This window comes from Solimonas soli DSM 21787 (assembly GCF_000474945.1).
GTDB lineage: Bacteria > Pseudomonadota > Gammaproteobacteria > Nevskiales > Nevskiaceae > Solimonas > Solimonas soli.
In genome coordinates this window covers 97,679-122,734 of record NZ_AXDW01000011.1, presented here as the reverse complement: position 1 = coordinate 122,734, position 25,056 = coordinate 97,679, and the positions used below count along the sequence as shown (strand labels likewise).

At 68.3% G+C, this 25,056-nt stretch carries 24 protein-coding genes; 4 read left to right on the top strand and 20 right to left on the bottom strand.

Translation table 11 applies throughout. The features are described from left to right. Positions 1 to 81 precede the first annotated feature (81 nt). Positions 82 to 1,920, bottom strand: a complete 1,839-nt coding sequence (gene glmS, locus K344_RS0107595) for a glutamine--fructose-6-phosphate transaminase (isomerizing) (RefSeq protein WP_028080163.1) — start codon at positions 1,918 to 1,920, stop codon at positions 82 to 84. A 194-nt stretch (positions 1,921 to 2,114) separates the two neighbouring features. On the opposite strand from glmS, the gene K344_RS0107590 reads away from it, so the two are divergent. The 3 genes from K344_RS0107590 (at position 2,115) to K344_RS20715 (ending at position 4,327) form a co-directional block, all read left to right on the top strand. Continuing rightward, positions 2,115 to 3,440 (top strand): lipopolysaccharide biosynthesis protein, encoded by a 1,326-nt coding sequence (locus K344_RS0107590; protein ID WP_028080162.1) that lies wholly within the window; start codon positions 2,115 to 2,117, stop codon positions 3,438 to 3,440. A 97-nt stretch (positions 3,441 to 3,537) separates the two neighbouring features. Next, a complete protein-coding gene (locus tag K344_RS0107585) occupies positions 3,538 to 3,873 on the top strand; it encodes a hypothetical protein (protein ID WP_028080161.1) in 336 nt (111 codons plus the stop codon). Beyond that, positions 3,863 to 4,327 carry a hypothetical protein gene (locus K344_RS20715; protein WP_043114033.1) on the top strand — a complete coding sequence of 155 codons (465 nt, stop codon included), beginning with the start codon at positions 3,863 to 3,865 and terminating at the stop codon, positions 4,325 to 4,327. Before K344_RS0107585 ends, K344_RS20715 begins: the two co-directional genes overlap by 11 nt. A gap of 22 nt (positions 4,328 to 4,349) precedes the next feature. Here the strand turns inward: K344_RS20715 and glmU are convergent, their stop codons facing one another. From glmU to K344_RS0107490, 18 genes are all read right to left on the bottom strand, one after another. After that, positions 4,350 to 5,720 (bottom strand): bifunctional UDP-N-acetylglucosamine diphosphorylase/glucosamine-1-phosphate N-acetyltransferase GlmU, encoded by a 1,371-nt coding sequence (gene glmU, locus K344_RS0107575; protein ID WP_028080160.1) that lies wholly within the window; start codon positions 5,718 to 5,720, stop codon positions 4,350 to 4,352. 46 nt (positions 5,721 to 5,766) lie between these two features. Further along, a complete protein-coding gene (locus tag K344_RS0107570; protein WP_028080159.1) occupies positions 5,767 to 6,585 on the bottom strand; it encodes a DUF3667 domain-containing protein in 819 nt (272 codons plus the stop codon). Positions 6,586 to 6,701: 116 nt separating this feature from the next. After that, positions 6,702 to 7,124, bottom strand: coding sequence for a F0F1 ATP synthase subunit epsilon (locus K344_RS0107565; RefSeq protein WP_028080158.1), 423 nt, complete (start codon positions 7,122 to 7,124; stop codon positions 6,702 to 6,704). Between the two features lie 26 nt (positions 7,125 to 7,150). After that, positions 7,151 to 8,548 carry a F0F1 ATP synthase subunit beta gene (gene atpD / locus K344_RS0107560; RefSeq protein ID WP_028080157.1) on the bottom strand — a complete coding sequence of 466 codons (1,398 nt, stop codon included), beginning with the start codon at positions 8,546 to 8,548 and terminating at the stop codon, positions 7,151 to 7,153. 125 nt (positions 8,549 to 8,673) lie between these two features. After that, entirely contained in the window at positions 8,674 to 9,534 is an 861-nt protein-coding gene (atpG, locus tag K344_RS0107555) for a F0F1 ATP synthase subunit gamma (RefSeq protein ID WP_028080156.1), read from the bottom strand. A 106-nt stretch (positions 9,535 to 9,640) separates the two neighbouring features. Then, on the bottom strand, positions 9,641 to 11,194 hold the full coding sequence (atpA, locus tag K344_RS0107550) for a F0F1 ATP synthase subunit alpha (protein WP_028080155.1): 1,554 nt from the start codon (positions 11,192 to 11,194) through the stop codon (positions 9,641 to 9,643). Between the two features lie 44 nt (positions 11,195 to 11,238). Continuing rightward, complete coding sequence (locus K344_RS0107545) at positions 11,239 to 11,775, bottom strand: F0F1 ATP synthase subunit delta (RefSeq protein ID WP_028080154.1); 537 nt, start codon at positions 11,773 to 11,775, stop codon at positions 11,239 to 11,241. An 11-nt stretch (positions 11,776 to 11,786) separates the two neighbouring features. Further along, positions 11,787 to 12,260: a F0F1 ATP synthase subunit B gene (locus K344_RS0107540; protein ID WP_028080153.1), complete on the bottom strand. Its 474-nt coding sequence runs from the start codon at positions 12,258 to 12,260 to the stop codon at positions 11,787 to 11,789. Positions 12,261 to 12,298: 38 nt separating this feature from the next. Further along, a complete protein-coding gene (gene atpE, locus K344_RS0107535; RefSeq protein ID WP_028080152.1) occupies positions 12,299 to 12,565 on the bottom strand; it encodes a F0F1 ATP synthase subunit C in 267 nt (88 codons plus the stop codon). Between the two features lie 72 nt (positions 12,566 to 12,637). Further along, a complete protein-coding gene (gene atpB, locus K344_RS0107530; RefSeq protein WP_028080151.1) occupies positions 12,638 to 13,444 on the bottom strand; it encodes a F0F1 ATP synthase subunit A in 807 nt (268 codons plus the stop codon). Further along, positions 13,437 to 13,793 (bottom strand): ATP synthase subunit I, encoded by a 357-nt coding sequence (locus K344_RS20710; RefSeq protein ID WP_051362003.1) that lies wholly within the window; start codon positions 13,791 to 13,793, stop codon positions 13,437 to 13,439. The genes atpB and K344_RS20710 overlap by 8 nt, the downstream gene beginning before the upstream one ends. A gap of 279 nt (positions 13,794 to 14,072) precedes the next feature. Further along, the gene (locus K344_RS0107520; RefSeq protein ID WP_028080150.1) at positions 14,073 to 14,915 is read right to left on the bottom strand and encodes a ParB/RepB/Spo0J family partition protein; all 843 of its coding nucleotides are present in this window, start codon (positions 14,913 to 14,915) and stop codon (positions 14,073 to 14,075) included. Beyond that, positions 14,912 to 15,817 carry a type 1 glutamine amidotransferase domain-containing protein gene (locus K344_RS20705; RefSeq protein ID WP_051362002.1) on the bottom strand — a complete coding sequence of 302 codons (906 nt, stop codon included), beginning with the start codon at positions 15,815 to 15,817 and terminating at the stop codon, positions 14,912 to 14,914. Before K344_RS20705 ends, K344_RS0107520 begins: the two co-directional genes overlap by 4 nt. A 14-nt stretch (positions 15,818 to 15,831) precedes the next feature. Further along, positions 15,832 to 16,620, bottom strand: coding sequence for a ParA family protein (locus K344_RS0107510; RefSeq protein ID WP_028080149.1), 789 nt, complete (start codon positions 16,618 to 16,620; stop codon positions 15,832 to 15,834). Beyond that, a complete protein-coding gene (rsmG, locus tag K344_RS0107505; protein WP_028080148.1) occupies positions 16,617 to 17,270 on the bottom strand; it encodes a 16S rRNA (guanine(527)-N(7))-methyltransferase RsmG in 654 nt (217 codons plus the stop codon). The genes K344_RS0107510 and rsmG overlap by 4 nt, the downstream gene beginning before the upstream one ends. Positions 17,271 to 17,401: 131 nt before the next feature. Further along, positions 17,402 to 18,919, bottom strand: a complete 1,518-nt coding sequence (locus K344_RS0107500; RefSeq protein ID WP_028080147.1) for a helicase HerA-like domain-containing protein — start codon at positions 18,917 to 18,919, stop codon at positions 17,402 to 17,404. A gap of 94 nt (positions 18,920 to 19,013) precedes the next feature. Continuing rightward, positions 19,014 to 21,488, bottom strand: a complete 2,475-nt coding sequence (locus K344_RS0107495) for an acyl-CoA dehydrogenase (protein ID WP_028080146.1) — start codon at positions 21,486 to 21,488, stop codon at positions 19,014 to 19,016. 17 nt (positions 21,489 to 21,505) lie between these two features. After that, a complete protein-coding gene (locus K344_RS0107490; protein WP_028080145.1) occupies positions 21,506 to 22,126 on the bottom strand; it encodes a TetR/AcrR family transcriptional regulator in 621 nt (206 codons plus the stop codon). Positions 22,127 to 22,237: 111 nt separating this feature from the next. On the opposite strand from K344_RS0107490, the gene K344_RS20700 reads away from it, so the two are divergent. Then, complete coding sequence (locus K344_RS20700) at positions 22,238 to 22,780, top strand: GFA family protein (RefSeq protein WP_051362001.1); 543 nt, start codon at positions 22,238 to 22,240, stop codon at positions 22,778 to 22,780. Here the strand turns inward: K344_RS20700 and K344_RS0107480 are convergent. Next, a complete protein-coding gene (locus K344_RS0107480; protein WP_245586147.1) occupies positions 22,770 to 24,938 on the bottom strand; it encodes a prolyl oligopeptidase family serine peptidase in 2,169 nt (722 codons plus the stop codon). The two genes, K344_RS20700 and K344_RS0107480, sit on opposite strands and share 11 nt — an antisense overlap. Positions 24,939 to 25,056 lie beyond the last annotated feature (118 nt).

Genomic DNA, 25,056 nt, shown 5'->3' with positions numbered 1-25,056 from the left:
CACCCCGACGCACGGGCCCGGACCGTCATCGGCGCGTCATCGCCGGAGGCAGGAGCCTTGTCGAAGATTCGCAAGGCCGCGCTACTCGACGGTCACCGACTTCGCGAGGTTTCTCGGCTGATCGACATCGGTGCCGCGCAGCACCGCGACATGATAGGCGAGCAATTGCAGCGGCACGGTGTAGACGAGCGGCGCCTGCAGGGCTTCGATGTGATCGGGCATGGTCATCACTTCGACGCCGTCGGCGGGCTCGATGCCGCTGTCCGGGTCGGCGAAGACGAACAGGCGGCCGCCGCGGGCGCGGACTTCCTGCAGGTTGGACTTGAGCTTCTCGAGCAGCGCATTGTTGGGCGCGACGGCGACGACCGGCATGTCGGCATCGACGAGCGCCAGCGGGCCGTGCTTGAGCTCGCCGGCGGCGTAGGCCTCGGCGTGGATGTACGAGATCTCCTTGAGCTTGAGCGCGCCTTCCATGGCCACCGGATAGCTGGGGCCGCGGCCGAGGAAAAGCGCGTGATGCTTGTCGGCGAACTGCTGCGCCCAGGCCTTGATCTGCACGTCGAGCTTGAGCGTGTGCTCGACCAGTTCCGGCACCTGCGCCATCTGCCGCGCATAGAGCGCGATGGTGCGCCGGTCGAAGCCTTTGCGCTGGGCGATGGCGAGGCCGAGCATGCCGAGCGCGGCGAGCTGCGTGGTGAAGGCCTTGGTCGAAGCGACGCCGACTTCCGGGCCGGCGCGCGTCATCAGCACCAGATCGGCTTCGCGCACCAGCGAGGATTCCGGCACGTTGCAGATGGCGCAGGTGGCGATGTAGCCGAGCTTCTTGGCCTCGCGCAGGGCGGCGAGCGTGTCGGCGGTTTCGCCGGACTGCGAGATGGCGAGGAACAGCGTGCCGGCCATGACCACCGGATCGCGGTAGCGATATTCGCTGGCGACCTCGACCGTGCACGGGATGCGCGCGCCCTGTTCGAGGTAATAGCGTGCGACGAGGCCGGCGTGGTAGCTGGTGCCGCAGGCGACGATGTGCACGCTCTGCACCTGCGGCAGGATCTGCGCGGCACGCGGGCCGAGCGCGGCTTCCAGCACGTGATCGCCGAGGAGGCGTTCCGACAGCGTGTCGGCGAGCGCGCGCGGCTGCTCGTAGATTTCCTTGAGCATGTAGTGCGCATACTCGCCGCGCTCGACGGCATCGGCCGACAGCGTCGACTCGTGCACGGCGCGTTCGACGACGCGGCCGGCGCCATCGTAGATCGTCACGCCGTCGCGGCGGATGTCGGCGACGTCGCCTTCCTCGAGAAACTGGAAGCGCCGCGTCGCCGGCAGCAGGGCCTGCACGTCGGACGCGACGAAGTTCTCACCGTGGGTGCCGAGGCCGATCACCAGCGGGCTGGCGATGCGCGCCACGCAGATGCGGTCCGGATGCAGGGCGTCGAAGACGACGATGGCGTAGGCGCCCTTGAGGCGGCGCACGGCCTGCCGCACGGCCGCGGTCAGGTCGAGGCCCTGGCGCACCTGGTCGTGGATGAGATGGGCGATGACTTCGGTGTCGGTCTCCGAAACGAACACATAGCCCTTGCCGCTCAGCTCGCTCTTGAGTTCGACGTAGTTCTCGATGATGCCATTGTGGATCAGCGCGATGCGCCCGCCGGAGACGTGCGGATGCGCATTGGCCTCGGTGACGCCGCCGTGCGTGGCCCAGCGCGAATGGGCGATGCCGAGCGGGCCGTGCGCGGGCGAGGCGCGCAGCTTGTCCTGCAGGCGCACGACCTTGCCGACCGCGCGCTGCAGCTGCAGCCTGCCCTGCACGTCGACGATCGCCACGCCGGTCGAGTCGTAGCCGCGGTATTCGAGGCGGCGCAGGCCTTCGATCAGGATGGAGCTGACATCACGCGCCGCGATGGCGCCGACGATTCCGCACATGTACGGGTCCGGGAAGCGGGATATGAACGGCGATTCTACCGGGACTGGCCGTATCGCCGCGCCGGACGTGCTTAGTGAGCGCTATCCAGCGCCTCGGCGTTCGTGTCAAAGTGCCGACAGGCAAAAAAGCGGCATCGACCGCGAGGCGGACGGCAGATCCGCCCTTGCCCGGATCCATGCATGGAGGAGATGCGATGAACGCGACGAGGACGCAGGCCGTCACCGGCGCATTGGGCGCCGACACGCAGCACAAGACCGCCGACACGGTGTTCCGCGCGATCGGCGTGGCCCTGCAGATCGCCGCCACCCTGGCCATCGCCCGCACCCTGTCGCGGTTCGACACCGGCCTGTTCTTCGAGGGCTTCGTCGTCACTCTCGCCGGCGCCGCGTTCATGCGCGCCAAGTTCGACGTCTACATGGGCCGCTACATCGTCGCCAATCTCGGTGAACGGACCGGCATCGCCAATGCCGACATGCTGCGCACGCTGAGCGTCCGCTTCATGAAGCGCTGCTGCCTGATCTGCGCGCTGCTGCTGGTCGTCGCCGCCGACCTCGACGTGATGTCGCAGAATCTGCATCCCTATCTGCAGACCTTCATTCCCTTCGTGCTGGCGTTGCCGCTGGCGGGCTACGCGCAGATGATCGGCGGCGCCCTGCGCGCGGCGAACCGCTATCTGATGAGCCTCATCTGCAGCGCCTACGCGATGAACGCCGCCATCCTCATCGCCGTGGCGCTGGCGCCGCCGAATCCGCCGCTGGCGCTGTTCTCGTGGATCTTCTTCGGCGGCAGCCTGCTCGGCGCGCTGGTCGCGCACCGCTTCGCGCGGCTGGTGTTCGGCGCGCCGAGCGCACCGGCGCCGCAGGACGAGGCACAGCGCGCGGCATGGACGACGATCGACAACGAGATCAACAGCGGCGCCAGCGTCGGCTTCTCCAACGCGACGATGCTGTGGGGCCCGCTGTGCCTGCTCGTCGTGCTGGCGCCGGCCACGCAGATGGCACTGTTCGCGATCAGCACGCGCACCGCGCAGATCATCCTCTACCTGATTCCGGTCATCGCGCTGATCGTCGCGCCGCGCCTGCTGCGCCAGCGCCAGCAGTACAGCGGCGAGCTGCGGCGCGCCGAGCTGTGGCTGGCCATGAGCGGCCTCACGCTGGTGGCGGGCATCATGGCCGCGGCGCTGATCGCGAGTTCCGCCTGGACGCTGGATCAGTACGGACCGGCGTACCGCGACGCCATCGCGGTCTACATCGCGCTGATCGTCTCCGAGACGCTGGCGACGATCGGCCGCCCGCTGGTCCGCTTCCACGCCGCCAACTGGAACGCCGGCGACGCCCGCCACATCCTCAGTGCCGCCGCGCTCGTCGCCGTGGTGGCGACGCTGGCGCTGGTGCCGTGGTTCGATGCCTTCGGCGCGGCGATCGGCCTCGCCGCCGGCCATGCGACCGCCGTCGCGCTCGGTCTGTGGTCGGCGATGCGCCGGCCGCCGCAGCCGCCGCAAGCCGCCGGCGCATACTGATCGCGCAACGCGGGGGCGGGCGGCTGGAGTGCGCGGCTTCCGGCGCTTATCGTATGAGCGCCGGCCGTCGCGTCGCGGCCGCACCGGGAGACGTCGCATGCTGCTGTGGATGCTGATCGCCGCGACCGGGCTCGCGTGGCTGGCCACGCTCGTCCTGCTGCTGCGCATGCAGCGGCGTGTGCGCGCGCTGCACGCGCGCGCCAGCCTCGCCGCGGCCTTGCCGCCGGACGGCAGCGCGCGGCCGCTGATCACGGTCGAGATTCTCAATCCCTTCGAACTCGCCACCCAGCGCGTCGCGGTCGCCGCCATCGGCGCGCGGCTCGCCCCGCGCGTGATCGAACGCATCGTCTACCAGCAGACCAGCAGCATCCTGCGCACGGAAATCGCCAAGCACGGCGTCGAGGCGCGCGTGCGCATCTGCCATGTGGATTGAACTGGCGCTGCTCGCCTTGCTCGGCACCGCCGGCGCAGGCGCGGCGCTCGCCTGGCGCGTCGGGCGCCAGCTCGCCGCGCTCGAACTGGCGATCACCGCCGCCGAGGCGCGCGGTCGCGAGCAGGAGGCGCGGCTCACCGCCCTGGTCGACTGGCGCGACGGACAGGAACTGGTCGAGCACGCCGCCGACACCGGCGTGTCGATGGTCAAGGCCGTGCACATGGGCATCGCCGACATCCCGTTCTCGATCCTCGAAGCCATTCCGCCGACCGCGGTGCCGACGCGGGTGGTGCGGCAGGTGCACGACGCGATCAGCGAGGGCATCTACGCCGCCCTGAGCGGGCTCAACAAGGCGGTCGGCCGCGAGCTGCGCAAGGGCATCGGCAGCAAGCCCGCCGCGCCGATCGACGCCGCGCCGGCGCGCGACGCCTTGCAGGAACCGCGCGACGAGTGAGGCGGCGCGCCGCCGTCGGCGCCTACTTCGGCTGCTTCTTCGGCCGCTGCCAGCCGGCCAGGGTTTTCTGCTCGCGCGCCCGCGCGATCGTCAGGCCGCCGGCCGGCACGTCGCGCGTGATCGTCGAACCGGCGCCGATCGTCGCGCCGTCGTGCACCGTGACCGGCGCCACCAGCTGGGTGTCCGAGCCGACGAAGACGTCGTCGCCGATCGTGGTGACGTGCTTGCTGGCGCCGTCGTAGTTGCAGGTGATGACGCCGGCGCCGATGTTGGTGCGCGCACCGACGCGGGCATCGCCGACGTAAGCGAGATGATTGGCCTTGGTACCGGCACCGAGCGCGGCATTCTTCACTTCGACGAAGTTGCCGACGTGACTGCCGGCGGCGAGCCGCGTCGTCGGCCGCACGCGCGCGAACGGGCCGATCACGCAGTCGTGCTCGGCGGTGCAGCCGTCGAGCACCGAATGCGCGTGCACGACGCTGCCGGCGCCGAGCGTGACGTTGCGCAGCACACAGTGCGGGCCGATCTTCACGTCGTCGCCAAGCGTCACCTCGCCTTCGAACACGCAGCCGACGTCGATCGTCACGTCGCGTCCGCAGCGCAGCGCGCCGCGCAGGTCGAAGCGCGCCGGGTCGAGCAGCGCGACGCCGGCCTGCAGCAGCGCCGCGGCCTGGCGCTGCTGCAGCACGCGCTCTAGGCGCGCGAGCTGGGCGCGGTCATTGGCGCCCTCGACCTCGGCGGCATGCGCGGCCACGGTCGCCACCTTCAGGCCGCCCTTCGCCGCCATGGCCACGATGTCGGTCAGGTAGTACTCGCCCTTGGCGTTGCCGTTCTTCACTTTCGCCAGCCAGCCGCGCAGCCTTTTCGCCGGCACGGCGAGCAGCCCGGTGTTGATCTCGCGGATCGCCCGCTGGCGCGGCGTCGCGTCCTTCTCTTCGACGATGCCGGTCACGCGCCGGCCGCGATCGCGCAGGATGCGGCCGTAGCCGAACGGATCGGCGAGTTCGACGGTCGCCACCGCCAGCGTCCTCGCGCCGGCCGTGACCAGCTCGCGCAGCGTGGCGACGGAAACCAGCGGCACGTCGCCGTACAGCACGAGCACCTGCGCGCCGTCCGGAATCTGCGGCATGGCCTGCTGCACGGCGTGCGCGGTGCCTTTCTGCTCGCGCTGCTCGGCCCAGCGCAGCGCGCCCTCGCCGTAATGCGCGGCCGCCCAGTCACGCACCTGCGCGGCGCCGTGGCCGACGACGACGTGAATGCCGGCCGCGCCGAGTTCGCGCGCGCGGTCGACGACGTGGCCGAGCATGGCCTTGCCGCCGAGCTCGTGCAGGACCTTCGGCTTGGCGCTCTTCATGCGCGTGCCCTGGCCCGCGGCGAGAATGATGGCGTGCAACGGTGCGGATTTCGCTTTCATATCGAAAGTGTAGAGCGACCCGGCCCTAGGCGGAACGCAGGGCGGCGATCACGCCCAGCAGCGTCGCGCCCGTCAGCGCGGCGACGTAGACAGCGACGATGATCGCCGTCCGCGCGGCGGTCGGCACGAGCCCGCCGCCGTAGACGCGGCGCAGGGCGAAGAACAGGTAGCCGACGATCACGACGTTGATCAGGTCGTTGATGACGTCGTGCGCCGGCTGCGGCCACGGCACGAGACCCGGCAGCAGGGCGAGGAAGGCGAAGCCATGGAAGTGCAGCGCGAACAGCAGATGCTCGCCGTAGTAGCGCCCGCGCACCAGCAGATGGAGCAGCAAGGCGAACAGCGGCACGAGCACGAACAGCACGCGCGGCGCGTTGCGGATCATGCCGTCGCGCAGCACGCGCTGCTGTCGCTGCGGCGGCAGGCGCGCGAAGGCTGCGACGCGACCGTCGAGCGCCGCGATGCCGCTGTCGGCGGCGATCGTCGAGCGCGCTTCGGCTTTCGTCTCGATCTCCAGGGTCCAGCCGATGCGCACGTCGATGCCGGGCACCGCGCTGAGCAGCAGAAAGAACAGCACGCTCACGGCGACGTAGAGATTGAGCGGCTTCAGATAGCGCTCGCGGCGGCCGTCGAGGTAGTCGACGGTGAGCTGCCCGGGGCTCAGCAGGGCCCGCAGGGTCAGCGGCAGCCGTGCCTGCAGCGCCAGCGACTTGTCGGCGAAGTCGCGGAGGAACTGGCGGGCGCTCGGAATGGCGATGCGCGCCGGCTGCCCGCAGTGCGGACAGTAACGGTCGCCGAGCGGCGTTCCGCAATTGCGGCAGCTGTCCTGATCTGATGTCGTCATCTCGCGCCCCCGCCCCAGCGATGCGCCGATCATAGTGCGGCGCGGCGACGGCGAACCGGGCCGCAACGAAAAAGGGCGCCGTGCGGCGCCCTTTCGCAAACCACCCGCATTCCGCTTCAGTGATGATGCGGCGCGTTGAGCTTGCGCACGAACTCGAGGCGGGCAGCGGCTTCGACCAGTTCCATCTGCGCCTTGGCGAGATCGGTCTTGGTCTTGGCGCCGGCCAGCTTTTCCTCGGCCTCCTGCTTGGCCTTCAGCGCCGCCGCCTCGTCGATGTCCTTGCCGTGCAACGCCGCGTCGGCGAGCACGGTGACGAGATAGGGCTGCACCTCGAGGATGCCGCCGCTGACGAAGAACGGCAATTCCTGGCCGTCCGGCGTCTTCACGCGCAGCGTGCCCGGCTTGAGGCGGGTCAGCAGCGGCGCGTGACGCGGCGCGATGCCGACCTCACCCATTTCCGCCGGCGCGAACACCATCTGCGCCTCGCCCGAGTGGATGTGGCCTTCGGCGGAAACGATGTCGACGTGAAGTTGTGGCATTTACGGTCTCCCGGCCTGACGGCCGATCAGAGCTTGTTCGCCTTCTCGACGGCTTCGTCGATCGTGCCGACCATGTAGAACGCCTGCTCCGGCAGGTGATCGTACTGGCCGTCGACGATGCCGCGGAAGCCGCGGATGGTTTCCTTCAGCGACACGTACTTGCCCGGCGAGCCGGTGAAGATTTCGGCGACGTGGAACGGCTGCGACAGGAAGCGCTGGATCTTGCGCGCGCGCGACACGACCTGCTTGTCTTCTTCGCTCAGCTCGTCCATGCCGAGGATGGCGATGATGTCCTTCAGTTCCTTGTAGCGCTGCAGCACGCCCTGCACGTCGCGGGCGGTGTTGTAGTGCTCGGCGCCGATCACGTTCGGGTCGAGCTGGCGCGAGGTCGAATCGAGCGGGTCGACGGCCGGGTAGATGCCGAGCGAGGCGATGTCACGCGACAGCACGACGGTCGAGTCGAGATGCGCGAAGGTCGTCGCCGGCGACGGGTCGGTCAAGTCGTCGGCCGGCACGTAGACGGCCTGGATCGAGGTGATCGAGCCCTTCTTGGTCGAGGTGATGCGCTCCTGCAGCACGCCCATTTCCTCGGCGAGCGTCGGCTGGTAACCCACTGCCGACGGCATGCGGCCGAGCAGCGCCGACACCTCGGTGCCGGCCAGCGTGTAGCGGTAGATGTTGTCGACGAAGAACAGGATGTCGCGGCCCTCGTCGCGGAAGTACTCGGCCATGGTCAGGCCGGTCAGGGCGACGCGCAGACGGTTGCCCGGCGGCTCGTTCATCTGCCCGTACACCATGGCCACCTTGGAGTTGCCGAGGTTCTTCTCGTCGACCACGCCCGACTCCATCATCTCGTGATAGAAGTCGTTGCCCTCGCGCGTGCGCTCGCCGACGCCGGCGAACACCGACAGACCGGAATGCGCCTTGGCGATGTTGTTGATGAGCTCCATCATGTTGACGGTCTTGCCGACGCCGGCGCCGCCGAACAGGCCGACCTTGCCGCCCTTGGCGAACGGACAGAGCAGGTCGATGACCTTGATGCCGGTTTCCAGCAGCTCCGTCGAACCGGCCTGGTCTTCGTAGGTCGGCGCCGCGCGGTGGATCGCCCAGTGCTCGGAGGCGTCGACCGGGCCGACTTCGTCGATCGGCTCGCCGAGCACGTTCATGATGCGGCCGAGCGTGGCCGGGCCGACCGGCACCGAGATTGCCTTGCCGGTGTTGCGCACTTCGAGGCCGCGCTTGAGGCCGTCGGTCGAACCGAGCGCGATCGTGCGCACGACGCCGTCGCCGAGCTGCTGCTGCACTTCGAGCGTCAGCTCGGTGCCGTCGATCTTGAGGGCGTCGTAAATCGCCGGAATCGCATCGCGCGGGAACTCCACGTCGATGACCGCGCCGATGACCTGAACAATCTTGCCGTTACTCATCTGCCATTCCTCAAAACTTTAAACCACAGATTTCACAGATTTCACAGATTTCACATTGCTAAGAACCACAAAGATGGATTCGTTCATCTGTGTGTGATCTGTGAAATCTGTGGTTATTTAGTCTTTCAAACCGCCGCCGCGCCGCCGACGATTTCCGCCAGTTCCTTGGTGATGCTGGCCTGGCGCGCCTTGTTGTACTGCAGCTGCAGCGAGTTGATGATCTTGCCGGCGTTGTCGCTCGCCGCCTTCATCGCCACCATGCGCGCCGACTGCTCGGACGCCGCGTTCTCGATGACCGCCTGGTAGATCTGCGATTCGACATAGCGCGTCAGCACCGTATCGAGCAGCTCGGCCGCGTCCGGCTCGTAGATGTAGTCCCAGTGCTCGAGCAGGCCTTCCGACTTCACCGGCTGCACCGGCAGCAGCTGCACCGCGTCGGCGCGCTGCGTCATCGTGTTGACGAACTGGTTGGCAACCAGGTACACGCGATCGACCTGGCCGTCGCGGTAGGCATCGGACAGCACCTTGATCACGCCCATCAGCTGTTCGAGCTGCGGGCGGTCGCCGAGCTGCGAGGCGGTCGCCAGCACCTTGCCGCCGACGCGCTTGAAGAAGGCGATGGCCTTGTTGCCGATCAGCACGAGATCGGTCTCGACGCCCTTGGCCTGCCACTCGCGGATGGTCCGCACCGTGGCGCGGAAGGCGTTCATGTTGAGACCGCCGCACAGGCCACGGTCGGTCGACACGACGAGGATCGCGACGCGCTTGACCCCGCGCTCGACCATGAACGGATGCTTCACTTCGAGCTTCGCTTGCGCCAGATGACCGAGCGTGCGACGCAGACGCTCCGCGTACGGACGGGCGGCCGCCATGCGATCCTGCGCCTTGCGCATTTTCGACATGGCGACTTTTTCCATCGCGCGCGTGATCTTCTGCGTGTTCTTGACGCTCTTGATCTTGGTGCGGATTTCCTTGGCGCCGGCCATCGCTACACTCCTGCCTCGCTGTGCAGCGCGAGCGTGTCGCGACGCTCGCGCTGTCTCGCTACGCCAGATCCCCGCTGCGCGGGGCCCCTCCACGCTGCTCGCATCTCTAGATCGCCGACTGCTTGACGTAGGTTTCGAGCGCCGACTTCAGACCCGCTTCGAGCGTGTCGTTCCAGTCGCCGGTGTCGAGCTTCGCGAGCAGGTCCTTCTGGCTGCTGGCGAGGAACTGATGCAGACCTTCCTCCCAGACCAGCACCTTGTTGACCGGCACCTTGTCGATGAAGCCCTTCTCGACCGCATACAGCGAGGCGGCCATCAGGCCGACCGACAGCGGCGCGTACTGCTTCTGCTTCATCAGCTCGGTGACGCGCTGGCCGCGCTCGAGCTGCGCGCGCGTCGCCGCGTCGAGGTCGGAGGCGAACTGCGCGAAGGCCGCCAGCTCGCGGTACTGCGCGAGATTGGTACGGATGCCGCCCGAAAGCTTCTTGATGACCTTGGTCTGCGCCGCGCCGCCGACGCGCGACACCGAGATGCCGGCGTTCATGGCCGGACGGATGCCGGCGTTGAACATGTCGGTTTCAAGGAAGATCTGGCCGTCGGTGATCGAGATGACGTTGGTCGGCACGAAGGCCGACACGTCGCCGGCCTGCGTCTCGATGATCGGCAGCGCCGTCAGCGAACCCGTCTTGCCCTTGACCGCGCCATTCGTCATCTTCTCGACGTAGGCCTCGTTGACGCGCGCGGCGCGCTCGAGCAGGCGCGAGTGCAAATAGAACACGTCGCCGGGGAACGCTTCGCGGCCCGGCGGGCGGCGCAGCAGCAGCGAAACCTGACGATAGGCGACGGCCTGCTTGGAGAGGTCGTCGTAGATGATCAGCGCGTCTTCGCCCTTGTCGCGGAAGTACTCGCCCATCGAGCAGCCCGAGTACGGCGCGATGAACTGCAGCGCGGCCGATTCCGAGGCCGAGGCGGCGACGACCGTCGTGTACGCCATCGCGCCGTTCTCTTCGAGCTTGCGCACGACGTTGGCGATCGACGAAGCCTTCTGGCCGATCGCCACGTAGATGCACTTCACGCCCGAGGTCTTCTGGTTGATGATCGCGTCGATCGCCAGCGCCGTCTTGCCGGTCTGGCGGTCGCCGATGATCAGCTCGCGCTGGCCGCGGCCGATCGGCACCATCGCGTCGACGGCCTTGTAGCCGGTCTGCACCGGCTGGCTCACCGACTTGCGGGCGATGACGCCCGGCGCGATCTTCTCGATCGGGCTCGTGCCCTGCGCGGCGATCGGTCCCTTGCCGTCGATCGGGCGGCCCAGCGCGTCCACCACGCGGCCGAGCAGCGCCTCGCCGACCGGCACTTCGAGAATGCGGCCGGTGGTCTTGACGGTCTCGCCTTCCTTCAGGTGCTTGTAGTCACCGAGGACGACGGCGCCGACGGAATCGCGCTCGAGGTTGAGCGCCATGCCGAAGGTCGCGGTTCCGTTCGGCGCGGGCGGGAACTCGAGCATTTCGCCCTGCAGCGCGTCGGACAGGCCGTGCACGCGGACGATGCCGTCCTGCAGCGAGACGATCTGCCCCACGTTGCGCGCCTCGGAGGACGCATCGAAGTTCTTGATGCGCGCCTTGATGAGGTCGCTGATTTCGGAAGGATTGAGTTGCATAGGAACCGATTCCTGAAAATAGTCGGCGCTTTAGCGCGCCCGTCTCACTGCACTACGGCGGTCTTCAGCCGTTCCAGCTCACCCGTCACCGAACCATCGATCACCAGGTCGCCGGCGCGGATCACCGCACCGCCGATCAGCGCCGGATCGGTCTTCCAGCTGATCACGACGTCGCGCGCCAGCTTCCGCCTCACCGCCGTCGCCAGCTTGTCCTGCTGTGCCGGCTCGACCGGCGCCGCCGAGGTGATTTCGACCTCGACGCGACGCTCGGCCTCGGCGCGCAGCGCTTCGTACTGCTCGGCGATCGCGGCGATCGCCGGCAGGCGGCCGTTCTCGACCAGCAGGCGGACCAGCGATACGGCCTCGTTCGGCACCTTGCCGGACAGGGCCTGCGCCAGCGCCGCGGCCAGATCCGTGCGCGACAGCGCCGGATTCGTCGCCAGCGCCGCGACCCTGGCATCGCCGAACAGGGCCGCGATGGCCTGCAGCGCATCGCTCCAGGCCTTGTAGCCGCCGCTGTCGCGCGCCAGTTCGAAAACCGCCTTCGCGTACGGGTGCGCCGTCGTGCTGTAGTCCGCCATGACCTTGCGCCTTAGATCTTCGCCGCGAGCTCGTTCAACACGTCGGCGTGCGCCTTGGTGTCGATCTCGCGCTTGAGGATCTTCGCCGCGCCGGCCACCGCCAGCTCGCCGACCTGCTTGCGCAGTTCTTCGCGGGCATGGGCGACTTCACGCTGCACTTCCTCGTGCGCCCGGGCGACGATGCGTTCGGCTTCCGCCTGCGCCGTGCCCTTGGCCTGCTCGACCAGCTGCGCGGCCTGCTTGTTGGCGGCGGCGAGGATGTCCTGCGCCTGCACGCGGGCTTCCTTCAGCGCTTCCTCGCTCTTCAGCGACGCGTCCTGCAGCGAGCGCGCACCCTTCTCGGCGGCCGCGAGGCCCTCGGCGATCTTGGTACGACGCTCCTCGAGCGCCTTCGTGATGGGCGGCCAGATGTACTTCATCGTGATGAACACGAACAAGAAGAACACGATCATCTGGCCGACGATCGACGGGATGCTTGCCTGCATGGGCTAAGCTCCTGTGAGTGGAGACGGGGGAACGAGGCTTAGTGCTGGATCGCGGCGAGCAGCGGGTTCGCGAACATCAGCAGCAGGCCCATGGCGACGCCGATGATCGCGACCGCGTCGAGCAGGCCGGCGATGATGAACATCTTGGTCTGCAGCATGTTCGCCATTTCCGGCTGGCGCGCGGCGCCTTCGAGGAACTTGCCGCCGAGCAGGCCGAAGCCGATGGCCGTGCCGAGCGCGGCGAGACCGAAGATGATGCCGATGGTCAGGGCCGTGCTGGCCTGGATCTGGGCGATGAGCTCCATGGTGTACTCCTAACTCCGTCGTGTTGCGTGGTGGAAAACGTTCTAGTTACTGCGGTGCCGCCGATCGAAACTTCAGTGATGCTCGTGCGCCATGCTCAGATACACGATGGTCAGCGTCATGAAGATGAACGCCTGCAGCGTGATCACGAGGATATGGAACAGCGCCCAGCCGAGACCCGGGACCACCTGCGCCCACCAGGGCAGCAGCGCGATCAGGATGAAGATCAGCTCGCCGGCGTAGAGGTTGCCGAACAGTCGCAGCGCCAGCGACAGCGGGCGCGCCAGCGTTTCGACGAAATTGAGGATGACGTTGAACGGCAGCAGCCAGGGGCCGAACGGATGCGTCAGGAATTCCTTGAAGTAACCGCCGACGCCCTTGCCCTTGAAGCTGTAGACGAAGATCAGAAGGAACACCGAGATAGACAGCGCGAAGGTCGCGCTCATGTCGGCCGACGGCACGACGCGGATGTAGGCGTGCGCCGGATCATGGCCGGCGGCAGCATGGCCGGCGGCCCACAGCTTCGGAATCAGGTCGACCGGCAGCAGGTCCATGGCGTTCCACAGGAACACCCAGACGAAGATGGTCAGGGCCAGCGGCGCGACAAAGGTGCGCACGCCGTGGAACGAGTCCTTGACCGAGTTGTCGACGAAATCAATAAGGACTTCGACGAAGTTCTGCAGCTTGCCCGGCACGCCCGAGGTCGCGCGCACGGCGGCGATGCGGAACAGCGTCAGGAACGCGATGCCGAGTAGCGTCGAGATGATGAGCGTGTCCAGATGCCAGTCCGACAGCGAAATGAAGCCGCTGTCAGAACCACTCGACCAGTGGCGCAAGTGGTGAGTAACGTACTCGGCAGGAGAGTGACCCGCTTCAGCCATCGCTCGAATTCCAAAGAAGCGCAAACCAGTAGACCGGCAGTGTCAGCGCGAACGTGAGCACGACCGGGACAAACACATCGGCCAACAACCGGACCGCTACCGCGAACAAAACCGCGGCGAGGACAATTTTCCTCACCTCGGCCTTGTAAAAATTCATCACCGCATGCTGGGCATCCTGCCCGGACGCCGAAAACGTTTTGAGCCCGGCGTAGAAGGTCAGCAAAGCGCCGATCCCGCCACCCGCCAGAGCTGCCAGCCCTTCCCGTCCTCCTCCGAGCAGGCCCCAGAGGACGGCGCAAAAGACTGCGATCATCGCCTGATAGCGTGCAATGCGCGTCGCAATCTTCATTTCTTGCTGCGAGCCAGCTTGGTGCGTCGCACCAATCAATCGCAGAGAGTATAGCGGCTGATGAATTCGCCGGGCAAGGGAGTCATAGCTTTTATTGACGTGACCGATGGGTCACATGACGAGTGTGTCAGCCTTGATACAACGCGGCTTTCGGCGCCGACCGTTCTGGGGATGAACCGTCACTGCCGATGCCGCCGCGCGCCGCGAATGATCACGCGATGCAGGGCGCGTCCGGCACTGAAAGAGTGCGTTCGCCGCCGCGCGTTCGGCCCGGCTTTTTCAAGCGAGCCTGGCGAGCAGCCGCTGCAGTTCGTCGGCGCTCTTGAAGCTCACGGTCAGGCGGCCACGGCCGGCGTCATTCTGCTGCAGCCGCACCGGCAGGCCGATCTTCTGCGCGATCTCCTGCTCCAGCGCCGGCGCGCGTGCCTTCGCCGGACGCACGCGGGCGCTGCCGTCGGCATGCACGAGCGCTTCGACCTGCCGCACCGACATCTGCTTTTCGACGGCGAGCTTGGCCAGCGCGGACTGCCGCGCGCCCTCGACGCCGAGCAGCACCTTGGCGTGCCCGAAGCTGAGATGGCCGTTGCGCACCAGCTGCTGCACGTCCTCGTTCAGCTCGATGAGGCGCAGCAGATTGCTGACGTGCGCGCGCGAGCGGCCCACCGCCGTCGCCGCCGCCTCGTGCGTGAGGCCGCAGTCGCGGATCAGCTTTTGCAGCGCTTCGGCTTCTTCCAGCGCATTGAGATCGGCGCGCTGGATGTTCTCGACCAGCGCGACCGCCATCGCACCCTGCTCGTCGAGCGTCTTGACGATCGCCGGCACGGTCTTGAGGCCGGCCTGCCTGGCGGCGCGCCAGCGACGCTCGCCGGCGACGATTTCGTAGCGATCGCCACCGACCGCGCGCACGACGATCGGCTGCACCACGCCCTGCGCGCGGATCGATTCGGCGAGCGCATCGAGCGCGGCGGCGTCGAACTGGCGGCGCGGCTGGTGCCGGCCCGGCTGCAGCACGTCGACCGCGAGTTCGCGCAGCTGATCGCCGGCCTCCTCGTCGACCGTGTTGGCGACGCTGCTCAGCAGCACGTCGAGGCCGCGACCGAGCCCCCTCTTCTTTGCACTCACTGCATGTTCTCCGCGGCCGGCAGCCCTGCGCGACCCTTCAACGATGACCAATCCGCCAATACTTGCACGAAAGTGCGGGCGAAGGTGTGCACGTCGCCTGGCCAGCGCGCCGAAACGTAGACGCCGTCGCGCACGACGAAGGCCGCTGTGGCGTCGTCCGGGCTGTCACGGAACAGGCCGCTGGTCTTGCGCCAGCGCTGCGGGGCGTCGGCGGCGACGTCGAGAAAGTGCGCGGGGTCGGCGAGCGCGCGCGTCACTTCCTGCTGCACGCCGCGATGGCCCGGCGCCTCGCCCGCCTGTTCGCGGTAGGTGCGGTAGTAGTCCGCGTCCCAGAAACGCGCGCCGTAGCGCGTCAGATCCCAGGCGCGCTTCTCGAAAGCCCAGGTCAGGGCCGTGGTGCGGCGGCCGTGCAGCACCGAACGACCCGTGCGCGCCGAGGTGCTGCGCGCCGCGAGGACGACGCCGTGGCAGATCGCGGCGACCGGCTTGCCGGCGTCGAAGCAGTCGGCGACGACGGTCTGCAGCAGCACGTTCTCCAGATATTCACGCATGCCGCGCGCATGTCCCCCGGGCAGCAGCACGGCATCAAAGTCGGCGGCGGCGAGCGACTCGTAGCGGAGCGGCGCCCGGAAGGCGGCATCGCCGACCAGCGCCGCGTGCGCGCGCCGCGCCGGCCGCTGCGCGCGCAGGGCGAGGCCGAGCAGGCGCAGCCGGCGCAGGCCGGGCACGAAGCCCCAGGGATCGAGGCCGACGCCGCCGAGCATGACCGGATCGGCCTGCGCCGGCGCGCCGTCCGGCGTCGCGAAGCGCACCTCGTGGCCGGCCGCGCGCAGCACCTGCCAGCTGATGGCGACCTCGCTCGGATCGTAGTCGCGCCGCGGCAGCGGCAGCAGCACGCGCATCGTCGACGCGCGCGTCAGGCCGGCAGGCGCAGCTGGCCGCCGTCATGGCGCCGCAGCACTTCGCCGGCCAGCGCGAGATAGGCCTTGGCGCCCGACGACGCCGCGTCGTACAGCATCACCGGCAGGCCGTGGCTCGGCGCCTCGGCGAGACGCACGTTGCGCGGCACCAGGGTGCGATAGACCTTGTCGCCGAAGTGCTGGGTGAGCTGGCCGGAAACGTCGTTGGCGAGGTTGTTGCGCGGATCGAACATCGTGCGCAGCAGGCCCTCGATCTCGAGCTTCGGATTGATCACGCGCTTGATCTTCTGCACGGTGTCCATCAGCGCCGATAGGCCTTCGAGCGCGTAGTACTCGCACTGCATCGGGATCAGCACGCCGTCGGCGGCGACCAGCGCGTTGACGGTCAGCTTCGACAGCGCCGGCGGGCAGTCGAGAATCACGTAGTCGAAGTCCTCGGCGACCTCGGCGAGCGCCGACTTCAGCGCGAAATCGCCGACCGCGACATCGCGCAGCTTGATCTCGGCCTCGGTCATGTCGCTGTTGGCGGGCAACAGCGAGAGGCCGAGATCGGGCAGCGGCACGATCGCCTCGCGGATCTTGACCTGCTCGAGCAGCACGTCGCGCGTGCTGTGGCGCAGCCTGCTCTTGTCGACGCCGACGCCCATGGTCGCGTTGCCCTGCGCGTCGAGATCGACGAGCAGCACGCGGCGCTTGGTCGCCGCCAGCGAGGCGGCAAGGTTGATCGACGTCGTCGTCTTGCCGACGCCGCCTTTCTGATTGGCGATGGCGATGATGTGACTCATGACTTCAAGCTGGCGATGACGGCGTGGCGTTCCTCCGCCAGGCCGGGCACGCGCAGACGCTGTTTCTCCCGGATGTCGACGGTGACCGGCACGGCCGCCAGTTCGGCGGCGTCTAGTTTGCCCTTCATGGCGATCCAAACACCACCCGCGGCCAGCAGGGGCGCCGTCGCGGCGACGAAATCGGCCAGCGCGGCGAAGGCGCGGCTGACGATGCCGGCGTAGGGCGCGTCCGGCCGCCAGTCCTCGACGCGGCTCTCGGCGACCTCGACGTTCGCCAGATGCAGCGTGCGCACCACGTGTCGCATGAAGCGCGCCTTCTTGCCGTTGCTGTCGAGCACGGTGACGCGCAGACGCGGCTCGGCGATCGCCAGCACGATGCCCGGCAGGCCGGCGCCGGCGCCGACGTCGAGCAGGCGCGCATCGGGAAAGCCCGGCACGGCGGTCAGCGTCGGCAGCAAGGCCAGCGAGTCGAGCAGATGCTTGGTGACCATCTCGCTCGGCGTGCGGATCGCGGTCAGGTTGTACGCCGTGTTCCAGCGCGCCATCTCGTCGAGGTAGCGCAGCAGCTGCGCGCGCGCCGCGGGCGGCGGATCGAGCCGCAGCGCGGCGAGGCCGTTGTCGAGATGCGCGGCCAGCGGGTGCGTGCTCATCGCGCGGCTCCGCGGGCGCGGCCTTTGCGCGGCAGGACGTAGGGCAGGCGAAGGCGCATGCGGCGCGTCGATCGGCATCCGGGAGGGCTGCGCAGTATACCGGGCGCCGCTCCCCGCAGCCCGCACGCGCCTCAGCGCTTGCTCAACGAACCGAGGATGCCGCGCAGCAGCTGGCGGCCGACTTCGCGGCCGACCGTCGAGGCGATGCTGCGCGTGGCGCTCTTGACCGCGGCCTCCATCACCGTGTCGCCGCGCCGCGCCGGCGTCTTCGGCGGTTTCGGCGCGGGGCTGGTCGGCGGCGGCGCCTTGCCGCGGTCCCACCAGCCGGTGTCGTTCGAAGACGGTGGCGGCGCGGCGGCCGGCGCGGTCGCCGCGGTGCGCGCCGTCAGCTTCTCGTACGCCGACTCGCGATCGACCATCTGTTCGTAGCGACCGGCGAGCGGGCTGCGCGAGACGATGGTCTTGCGCTCGTCCGCCGTCAGCGGGCCGATGCGCGAGCGCGGCGGCGCGATCAGCGTCTTCTCGACGACCGTCGGCACGCCCTTGTCGTCGAGCGTCGACACCAGCGCCTCGCCGACGCCGAGCGCCTGGATCACCTCGGCGACCTTGAGCTTCGGATTGGCGCGGAAGGTCTCGGCGGCGGCCTTGACGGCTTTCTGGTCGCGCGGCGTGAAGGCGCGCAGCGCGTGCTGGATGCGATTGCCGAGCTGGCCGAGCACCGCGTCCGGCAGGTCGAGCGGGTTCTGCGTGACGAAGTAGACGCCGACGCCCTTGGAGCGGATCAGGCGCACGACCTGCTCGACCTTGTCGACCAGCGCCTTCGGCGCGTCCTTGAACAGCAGATGCGCCTCGTCGAAGAAGAACACCAGCTTGGGTTTGTCGGCGTCGCCGGCCTCCGGCAGGCGCTCGAACAACTCCGACAGCAGCCACAGCAGGAAAGTCGCGTACAGGCGCGGCTTCTGGTACAGCACCTCGGCGGCGAGCACGTTGACGATGCCGCGGCCGCTCAGGTCACAGCGCATGAAGTCATTGAGATCGAGCGCCGGCTCGCCGAAGAAATGGTCGGCGCCGTCGGCTTCGAGCTGCAGCAGCGCGCGCTGGATCGCGCCCACCGAGCTGGCGCTGACTAGGCCGTAGTCGGCGCCGAGCGACTTGGCGTTCGCGCCGGCGTATTGCAGCAGCGCGCGCAGGTCCTTGAAGTCGAGCAGCAGCAGGCCCTGGTCGTCGGCGTACTTGAAGACCAGCGCCAGCACCGCTTCCTGCACGTCGGACAGATCGAGCAGGCGGCCGAGCAGCACCGGCCCCATGTCGGACACCGTGGCACGCACCGGATGGCCGCTGCTGCCGAACACATCCCAGAACACCACCGGACAGGCGGCGGGCGCCCAGGCCTCGACGCCGACCGCGGCGGCCCGCTCGGCGAGCTTGGGCTTGGCCTCGCCGGCGGCGGCGATGCCCGACAGATCGCCCTTCACGTCGGCCGCGAACACCGGCACGCCGAGCTGCGAGAAGCCTTCGGCGAGCAGTTGCAGGGTGACCGTCTTGCCGGTGCCGGTCGCGCCGGCGACGAGGCCGTGCCGGTTCGCGTACTGCGCGAGCAGGCGCTGCGGCGTGTCCTCGCCCTTGCCGATCAGGATCGCTGCGCTCATGGTGCCCCCAGGTGATTCGAAGAATGCCGCGTATCTTCAACGAGGCCGGTGACGGCAACAATGCGTGCCGTCATCGGCGCGGGCGCGGCGCCGCTCAGGCGACGCGTGCGAGCAGCCCCGACTGCTCGATCGCCGATGCCGCCTCGGCGGCGAACTGCCCGGCGAGATATTCCTTGCTGAAGTCGTCGGTGAGGATGACGTCGTAGCGCACCGCGTCGTACTGCCGGGCGAGCGCGACCTCGTCGGCGCTCAGCAGCTGCCGCCTGAGCGCGTCATCGAGGCGCTCGGCGACGGTGTCGCCCTGGATCTCGCCCTTGTTGGCGAGCTTGAAGTACTTCAGGTACGCCGCCTCGCACTTGAGGCCGACCTTCCAGGCGTGCTCCATGCGGCCGATCGGATCGTGCTCGCCGCCGTTCTTGAACACCAGCCAGGACAGGCGCTCGCGCACGTCGCTCGGCTCGAGGATCAGGTCGGCGACGCGCGCGTTGACGCGGTCCGAGACCGGCTGGAAATGATTGCCGAGCGGGAACACCACGAGGCGCAGCAGCCAGCGACCCCAGGCGACGGGGAAGTTGCGGATGAAGCCTTCGAAGGCGTGGCCGATCTCGTACAGGCAGTGGTCGAGCGCCCAGCGCGCGTGCGCGCCTTCGGCGTCGCTCTTGCTGCCTTCGAGATAGAACTTCAGCACGCAGGACGCGATGTAGAGCTGCGACAGCACGTCGCCGAGGCGCGCCGACAGGCGCTCCATGAACTTCAGCTTGCCGCCGACCGTGCCCATGGTGAGGTCGGAGGTGAAGGCCAGCGCCGCCGACATGCGTTCGAGCTTGCGGAAATACGGCGCAAACTCGCCGTCGACCGGCGCGCCGGTCAGGCGCGAACCGGACAGCGCCAGCGTGAAGGCGCGCACCGCGCGGTTGATGGCGAAGCCGATGTGGCCGAACAGCAGCTTGTCGAACTTCACCAGGTCATTGCTGCGCGCCGCTTCCATTTCCGGAAACACGTACTGATGGCAGCGGATCGCGCCCTGGCCGTAGATCATCAGATTGCGCGTCAGGATGTTGGCGCCTTCGACGGTGATCGCCACCGGCGTCGCCTTGTAGCCGGTCGCCATGAAGTTGCGCGGGCCCTGCTGGATGCCCTTGCCGCCGAGCACGTCCATGCCGTCGTTGATGATCTTCCGCATCAGCTCGGTCATGTGGTACTTGGCCATCGCCGTCGCCACGCTCGGCGCACAGTGATCGACCGCCGAGGCGGTCAGCACGCGCATCGCCTCCAGCGTGTAGGCGAAGCCGGCGATGCGCCCGGTCGCTTCCTGCACGCCTTCGAACTTGCCGACCGCGACCTTGAACTGGCGACGGAAGCGGCCGTACACGCCGGTCATGCGATAGCCGATCTGCCCCGCCGCGGCGGACAGCGCCGGCAGCGAAATGCCGCGGCCCGAGGACAGGCACTCGCTGAGCATGCGCCAGCCCTTGCCGGCCATCCGCGGCCCGCCGATGATCGCGTCGAGCGGCACGAACACGTCGCGGCCGACGATGGTGCCGTTCATGAACGCCGCGCCCGGATAGTGGCGACGGCCGATGTGCACGTCCGGATGCGAGGCCGGCACCAGCGCGCAGGTGATGCCGTAGTCAATCTTGTTCTTGTCGCCGAGCAGGCCGTCCGGATCGCGCAGCTTGAAGGCGAGGCCGATGACCGTCGCCACCGGCGCCAGCGTGATGTAGCGCTTCGAGAACGTCAGGCGGATGCCGAGCGTGCGCTGGCCTTCGTATTCGCCGTAGCCGACGTAGCCGACGTCCGGCATCGCCGTCGCATCCGAGCCGACTTCGGGCCCGGTGAGGCCGAAGCAGGGAATCTCGCTGCCGTTGACGAGGCCCGGCAGCCACTTCTTCTTCTGTTCGTCGGTGCCGTAGTGCATCAGCAGTTCGCCGGGGCCGAGCGAGTTCGGCACCATGACCGTCACCGCGAGCGTGATCGACTTCGTCGCGAGCTTGGTGACGACCGCCGACTGCGCGTTCGCCGAGAAGCCGAGGCCGCCGTATTCCTTCTTGATCAGCATCGAGAAAAACTTCTTCTCGCGGATGTAGTCCCAGGCCGCCTTCGGCAGATCCTTGGCTTCGTACTCGATCTTCCAGTCGTCGCACAGCTTGCACAGCGCCTCGCACTCGTTGTCGAGGAAGGACTGTTCCTCGGCGGTCAAGCGCGTGTACTGGAAGCTGAGCAGCTTCTGCCAGTCGGGCCGGCCGCGGAACATCTCGGCCTCCCACCAGACGTCGCCGGATTCGAGAACCTCGCGCTCGGTCGACGACATCTCCGGCTGCACCTTCTTGAAGATCGCGAAGATCCAGCCGCTGAGCACGGCGCGGCGCAGCGGCAGCACGTTGAGCAGCAGCGCGGCAACGACGAAGACGATGCCGGTCATCAGCACGGCGGTCGCGCCGATGCTGCCGGCCAGGCCGAGCGCGGCAATCAGCACCGCCGCGCCGATCGTCCACAGCAGCAGCGGCGCGCCGACGAAGGCGAGAATCCAGGCGGTGAGCAGGGCCAGCACGATGATGAGCGTCGTCATATACCTCTCCTAGGTGCTTACGGCGCTGGCGGGCTGCCCTCGCCATCTTCCGTCGGCGCTTCGCGCGGGATCAGGACCTTGATCATCAGCTTGACGTATTCGCTGAACTCGGCGCCCGACGGCATCAGCTCGGGCGTATCGCGCCCGATCTGCAGATTACCCATGAACGTTGCATACGCGAAGCGCGCCCAGTGCGCCGCCGCGGTTTCGGAAAAGCCGAGCGCGCGGTAGCAGTCGAACAGATACTGCATGCGCCGCTCCGACACGCGGCGCACGAAGCTCTGCACCATCGGCTTGTCCTCGGCGGCGGCGATCGCCAGATACAGGCGGCCGGCACGGTAGCTTGCGTTGGCCGCCTTGAACAGCTTGACGATGCGCTGGTACGGATCGGGCTCGGGGCCGATGCGCGCGACGATGTCGTCGGTCTCCGCCTTCTCCCAGCGTTCGAGCGCGGCGCGCAGCAGCGCGTCGCGATTCTCGAAGTGCCAGTAGAACGAGCCCTTGGTGACGCCGAGCCGCCGCGCCAGCGGTTCGACGCCGACCGCGTCGAGGCCGCTGGTGGCGATCACGTCGAGCGCCGCCTCGGCCCAGGCATCGGCGGTCAGGCTTTGTTTCTCGGCGGAAGCGGAGGGCGGCATGCGGGGCAGGAAAGGAAAGTGGTCGGTGCAGTCTATCCATACGGATGCGTATGGAGCAAGCCGCTGCCGCGTTCTAAGCTGAACGCCCGCCTGCACCCGGAGATCCATCGCATGAAACTGCAAGGCTCCTGCCACTGTGGCGCCGTGCGCTTCGCCGTCGAGGCGCAAAGCCCGGTTCCCTATCTGCATTGCCACTGCTCGATCTGCCGCAAGACCGCCGGCGGCGGCGGTTACGCGATCAATCTCGGCGCCGATGCGCGCACCCTGAAAGTCCGCGGCCGCCGGCACCTGCGCGTCTACCACGCCAGGCTGCGCGAAGCCGGCCGCCGCACGCGGCGTTCGCCGGCCGAACGCCATTTCTGCGGCGAATGCGGCAGCGCGCTGTGGCTCTGGGACCCGCGCTGGCCGGAGCTCGTGCATCCGCACGCCTCGGCGATCGACACGCCGCTGCCGCGTCCGCCGCAGATTGTCGAGGCGGCGCTCGCCTATGCGGCGAACTGGGTCGAGATCGCCGACGACGCGCGCCACCTGCGCTGCCGGACCTGGCCCGCGGAGTCGCTCGCCGACTGGCATCGCCGGCACGGTCTCGTCGGCGGCCGGCGCCAGCGCACGTCGGCCGCGCGCCGCGCGCGCCTGAACGCGCCTATTGCGTGAACTGCAGCAGGAAGGCCAGCTTGTCGGTTTCTTCCTCGATCAGCTTGGCGACCGGCTTGCCGGCGCCGTGGCCGGCATTGCTGTCGATGCGGATCAGCACCGGCTTGCCGTCGGCGACGCCGTCCTTCGCGGTCGCCGCCTGCAGCGCCGCGGCGTACTTGAAGGAGTGGCCGGGCACGACGCGATCGTCGTGATCGCCGGTCGTGATCAGCACCGCCGGATACTTCACGCCGCTCTTCACATTGTGATACGGCGAATAGGCGTAGAGCGTGCGGAAGCCGGCCGGCGTGTCGGACGTGCCGTAGTCGCCGGCCCAGGCCCAGCCGATCGTGAACTTGTGATAGCGCAGCATGTCCATCACGCCGACGGTCGGGAACGCCGCGGCGAACAGTTCCGGATGCTGGTTGACGGTGGCGCCGACCAGCAGACCGCCGTTGGAACGGCCGCCGATCGCCAGATGCGCCGGACTCGTCCACTGCTGGGCGATCAGGTATTGCGCCGCCGCCGCGAAGTCGTCGAACACGTTCTGCTTGCGCTCGAGGATGCCGGCCTCGTGCCAGGCCTTGCCGTACTCGCCGCCGCCGCGCAGGTTGGCGAGCGCGTAGACGCCGCCGCGCTCCATGAAGACGAGATTCGGCACCGAGAATTCCGGCGTCTTGGAAATCTCGAAACCGCCGTAGCCGAACAGCAGCGTCGGATTGCGGCCGTCGCGCTTGATGCCCTTCTTGTAGCTGATGAACAGCGGAATGCGCGTGCCGTCCTTCGACTTGTAGAAGACCTGCTCGGTGACGTAATCGGCCGGGTTGAAGTTCAGCTTGATCGCCTGGAAGACCCGGCCCTCATTCTTGGCGAGGTCGTAGACGTAATTGGTCTGCGGCTGGTTGAACGAGGTGTAGGCGTAGAACAGCAAGGGATCGCCGGCCTTGCCGGACAGCTGGATGCCGCCGAGCGCGAGGTCGGGCACGCTGCCGAGGCCGGGCAGCGCGATCTCGCCCTCGGCCTTGCCGTCGATCGCGTAGCGCAGCAGGCGCGAGGTCGCGTCGTGCATGGCCAGGGCGACGATGCCGTCGCCGGCGAACAGCGCCGCCTGCAGCGTATCGGCACTTTCGGGAACGATCGTCTTCCAATCCGCCGGCGCCGGCCGCGCGACATCGATGGCGACGACGCGGCCACGCGCCGCGCCGCTGCTGGTGCGGAAATACAGCGTGCCGCCGCGGTTGCCGAGCAGGCTGTATTCGGCCTCGAAGTTGTCGACCAGCTTGACGAAGGGCGCGTCGAACTTCGGCGCCGCACCCTTGCCGAGATCCTTGACCCAGACCGCGTTCTCGTTGCCCGAGCCCTGCGAGATGGAAACCACCAGCCAGCGGCCGTCGTCGGTGACCTGCGCGCCCCAGCCCCACTGCGGCTGCGCCGCGTTGTCGGCGATCAGCGCATCGTCGGCCTGCGGCGTGCCGAGGCGGTGGTAATAGAGTCTCTGGTCGGCGAGCTCGTCGAAGGTGCCCGGCTTGGCGCCGGCCGGCGGCGCCGGATAGCGCGCGTAGAAGAAGCCGGCGTTGTCGTTCGTCCAGGCGATGCCGGAGAACTTGATGCGCGTCAGCACATCGCCCGTGTCCTGCGCGCTCGCCACCTCGCGCACGCGGAATTCGTTCCAGTCGGAGCCGGCCGCGGCGGTCGCGTAGGCGAGGAAGCGACCGTCGGGCGAGGGCTCGTACTGGGTCAGCGCCACGGTACCGTCGGCGGAAAGCTTGTTCGGATCGAGCAGCAGGCGCGGCTTGCCGTCGCCCTCGTCGACGTACAGCACCGACTGGTTCTGCAGGCCGTCGTTGCGGCCGTAGAACAGCTTGCCGGCCTTCTTCTGCGGCAGATCGTAGCGCTCGTAGTTCCACAAGGCGGCGATGCGCTCGCGCAAGGCGTCGCGCCGCGGCAGGGCGGCGAGATACGGCAGGCTCAGCGCATTCTCGGCGGCGACCCAGCTGCGCGTCGCCGGCGAGTCGACGTCCTCCAGCCAGCGGTACGGATCGGCGACCTTGGTGCCGAAATAATCGTCGACCACGTCGCCGCGCGGTGCCGGCGGATAGCGCAGGGCGTCGGCATGTGCCGCGACGCTCGCGAATGCGCAAATCGCCGCCGTGCTCCATACGCGCATGCCGATCTTCACTGCTGTCTCCCTGCGGTCGATGGTTCCGGACCCGTCGCATGGTACGGCGTCGAAGCGGCTGTCGATACGGGATTTTCCCCGCGTGCCGCGACGCGCGCGCGGGCGCGCCACACGCAAT

Excerpts from the sequence above, each read along its gene's own strand:
- rsmG (WP_028080148.1), bottom strand. The coding sequence starts at position 17,270 with ATGAGCACGCACCCGCTGGCCGCGCATCTCGACAACGGCCTCGCCGCG.
- atpA (WP_028080155.1), bottom strand. The coding sequence starts at position 11,194 with ATGCAACTCAATCCTTCCGAAATCAGCGACCTCATCAAGGCGCGCATC.
- K344_RS0107500 (WP_028080147.1), bottom strand. The coding sequence starts at position 18,919 with ATGAGCGCAGCGATCCTGATCGGCAAGGGCGAGGACACGCCGCAGCGC.
- atpB (WP_028080151.1), bottom strand. The coding sequence starts at position 13,444 with ATGGCTGAAGCGGGTCACTCTCCTGCCGAGTACGTTACTCACCACTTG.
- K344_RS0107540 (WP_028080153.1), bottom strand. The coding sequence starts at position 12,260 with ATGCAGGCAAGCATCCCGTCGATCGTCGGCCAGATGATCGTGTTCTTC.
- K344_RS0107510 (WP_028080149.1), bottom strand. The coding sequence starts at position 16,620 with ATGAGTCACATCATCGCCATCGCCAATCAGAAAGGCGGCGTCGGCAAG.
- K344_RS0107590 (WP_028080162.1), top strand. The coding sequence starts at position 2,115 with ATGAACGCGACGAGGACGCAGGCCGTCACCGGCGCATTGGGCGCCGAC.
- atpG (WP_028080156.1), bottom strand. The coding sequence starts at position 9,534 with ATGGCCGGCGCCAAGGAAATCCGCACCAAGATCAAGAGCGTCAAGAAC.
- K344_RS0107585 (WP_028080161.1), top strand. The coding sequence starts at position 3,538 with ATGCTGCTGTGGATGCTGATCGCCGCGACCGGGCTCGCGTGGCTGGCC.
- K344_RS20715 (WP_043114033.1), top strand. The coding sequence starts at position 3,863 with ATGTGGATTGAACTGGCGCTGCTCGCCTTGCTCGGCACCGCCGGCGCA.
- K344_RS20710 (WP_051362003.1), bottom strand. The coding sequence starts at position 13,793 with ATGAAGATTGCGACGCGCATTGCACGCTATCAGGCGATGATCGCAGTC.
- K344_RS20705 (WP_051362002.1), bottom strand. The coding sequence starts at position 15,817 with ATGCGCGTGCTGCTGCCGCTGCCGCGGCGCGACTACGATCCGAGCGAG.
- glmS (WP_028080163.1), bottom strand. The coding sequence starts at position 1,920 with ATGTGCGGAATCGTCGGCGCCATCGCGGCGCGTGATGTCAGCTCCATC.
- atpD (WP_028080157.1), bottom strand. The coding sequence starts at position 8,548 with ATGAGTAACGGCAAGATTGTTCAGGTCATCGGCGCGGTCATCGACGTG.
- K344_RS0107565 (WP_028080158.1), bottom strand. The coding sequence starts at position 7,124 with ATGCCACAACTTCACGTCGACATCGTTTCCGCCGAAGGCCACATCCAC.
- K344_RS0107545 (WP_028080154.1), bottom strand. The coding sequence starts at position 11,775 with ATGGCGGACTACAGCACGACGGCGCACCCGTACGCGAAGGCGGTTTTC.
- atpE (WP_028080152.1), bottom strand. The coding sequence starts at position 12,565 with ATGGAGCTCATCGCCCAGATCCAGGCCAGCACGGCCCTGACCATCGGC.
- K344_RS20700 (WP_051362001.1), top strand. The coding sequence starts at position 22,238 with ATGAAACTGCAAGGCTCCTGCCACTGTGGCGCCGTGCGCTTCGCCGTC.
- K344_RS0107570 (WP_028080159.1), bottom strand. The coding sequence starts at position 6,585 with ATGACGACATCAGATCAGGACAGCTGCCGCAATTGCGGAACGCCGCTC.
- K344_RS0107495 (WP_028080146.1), bottom strand. The coding sequence starts at position 21,488 with ATGACGACGCTCATCATCGTGCTGGCCCTGCTCACCGCCTGGATTCTC.
- K344_RS0107490 (WP_028080145.1), bottom strand. The coding sequence starts at position 22,126 with ATGCCGCCCTCCGCTTCCGCCGAGAAACAAAGCCTGACCGCCGATGCC.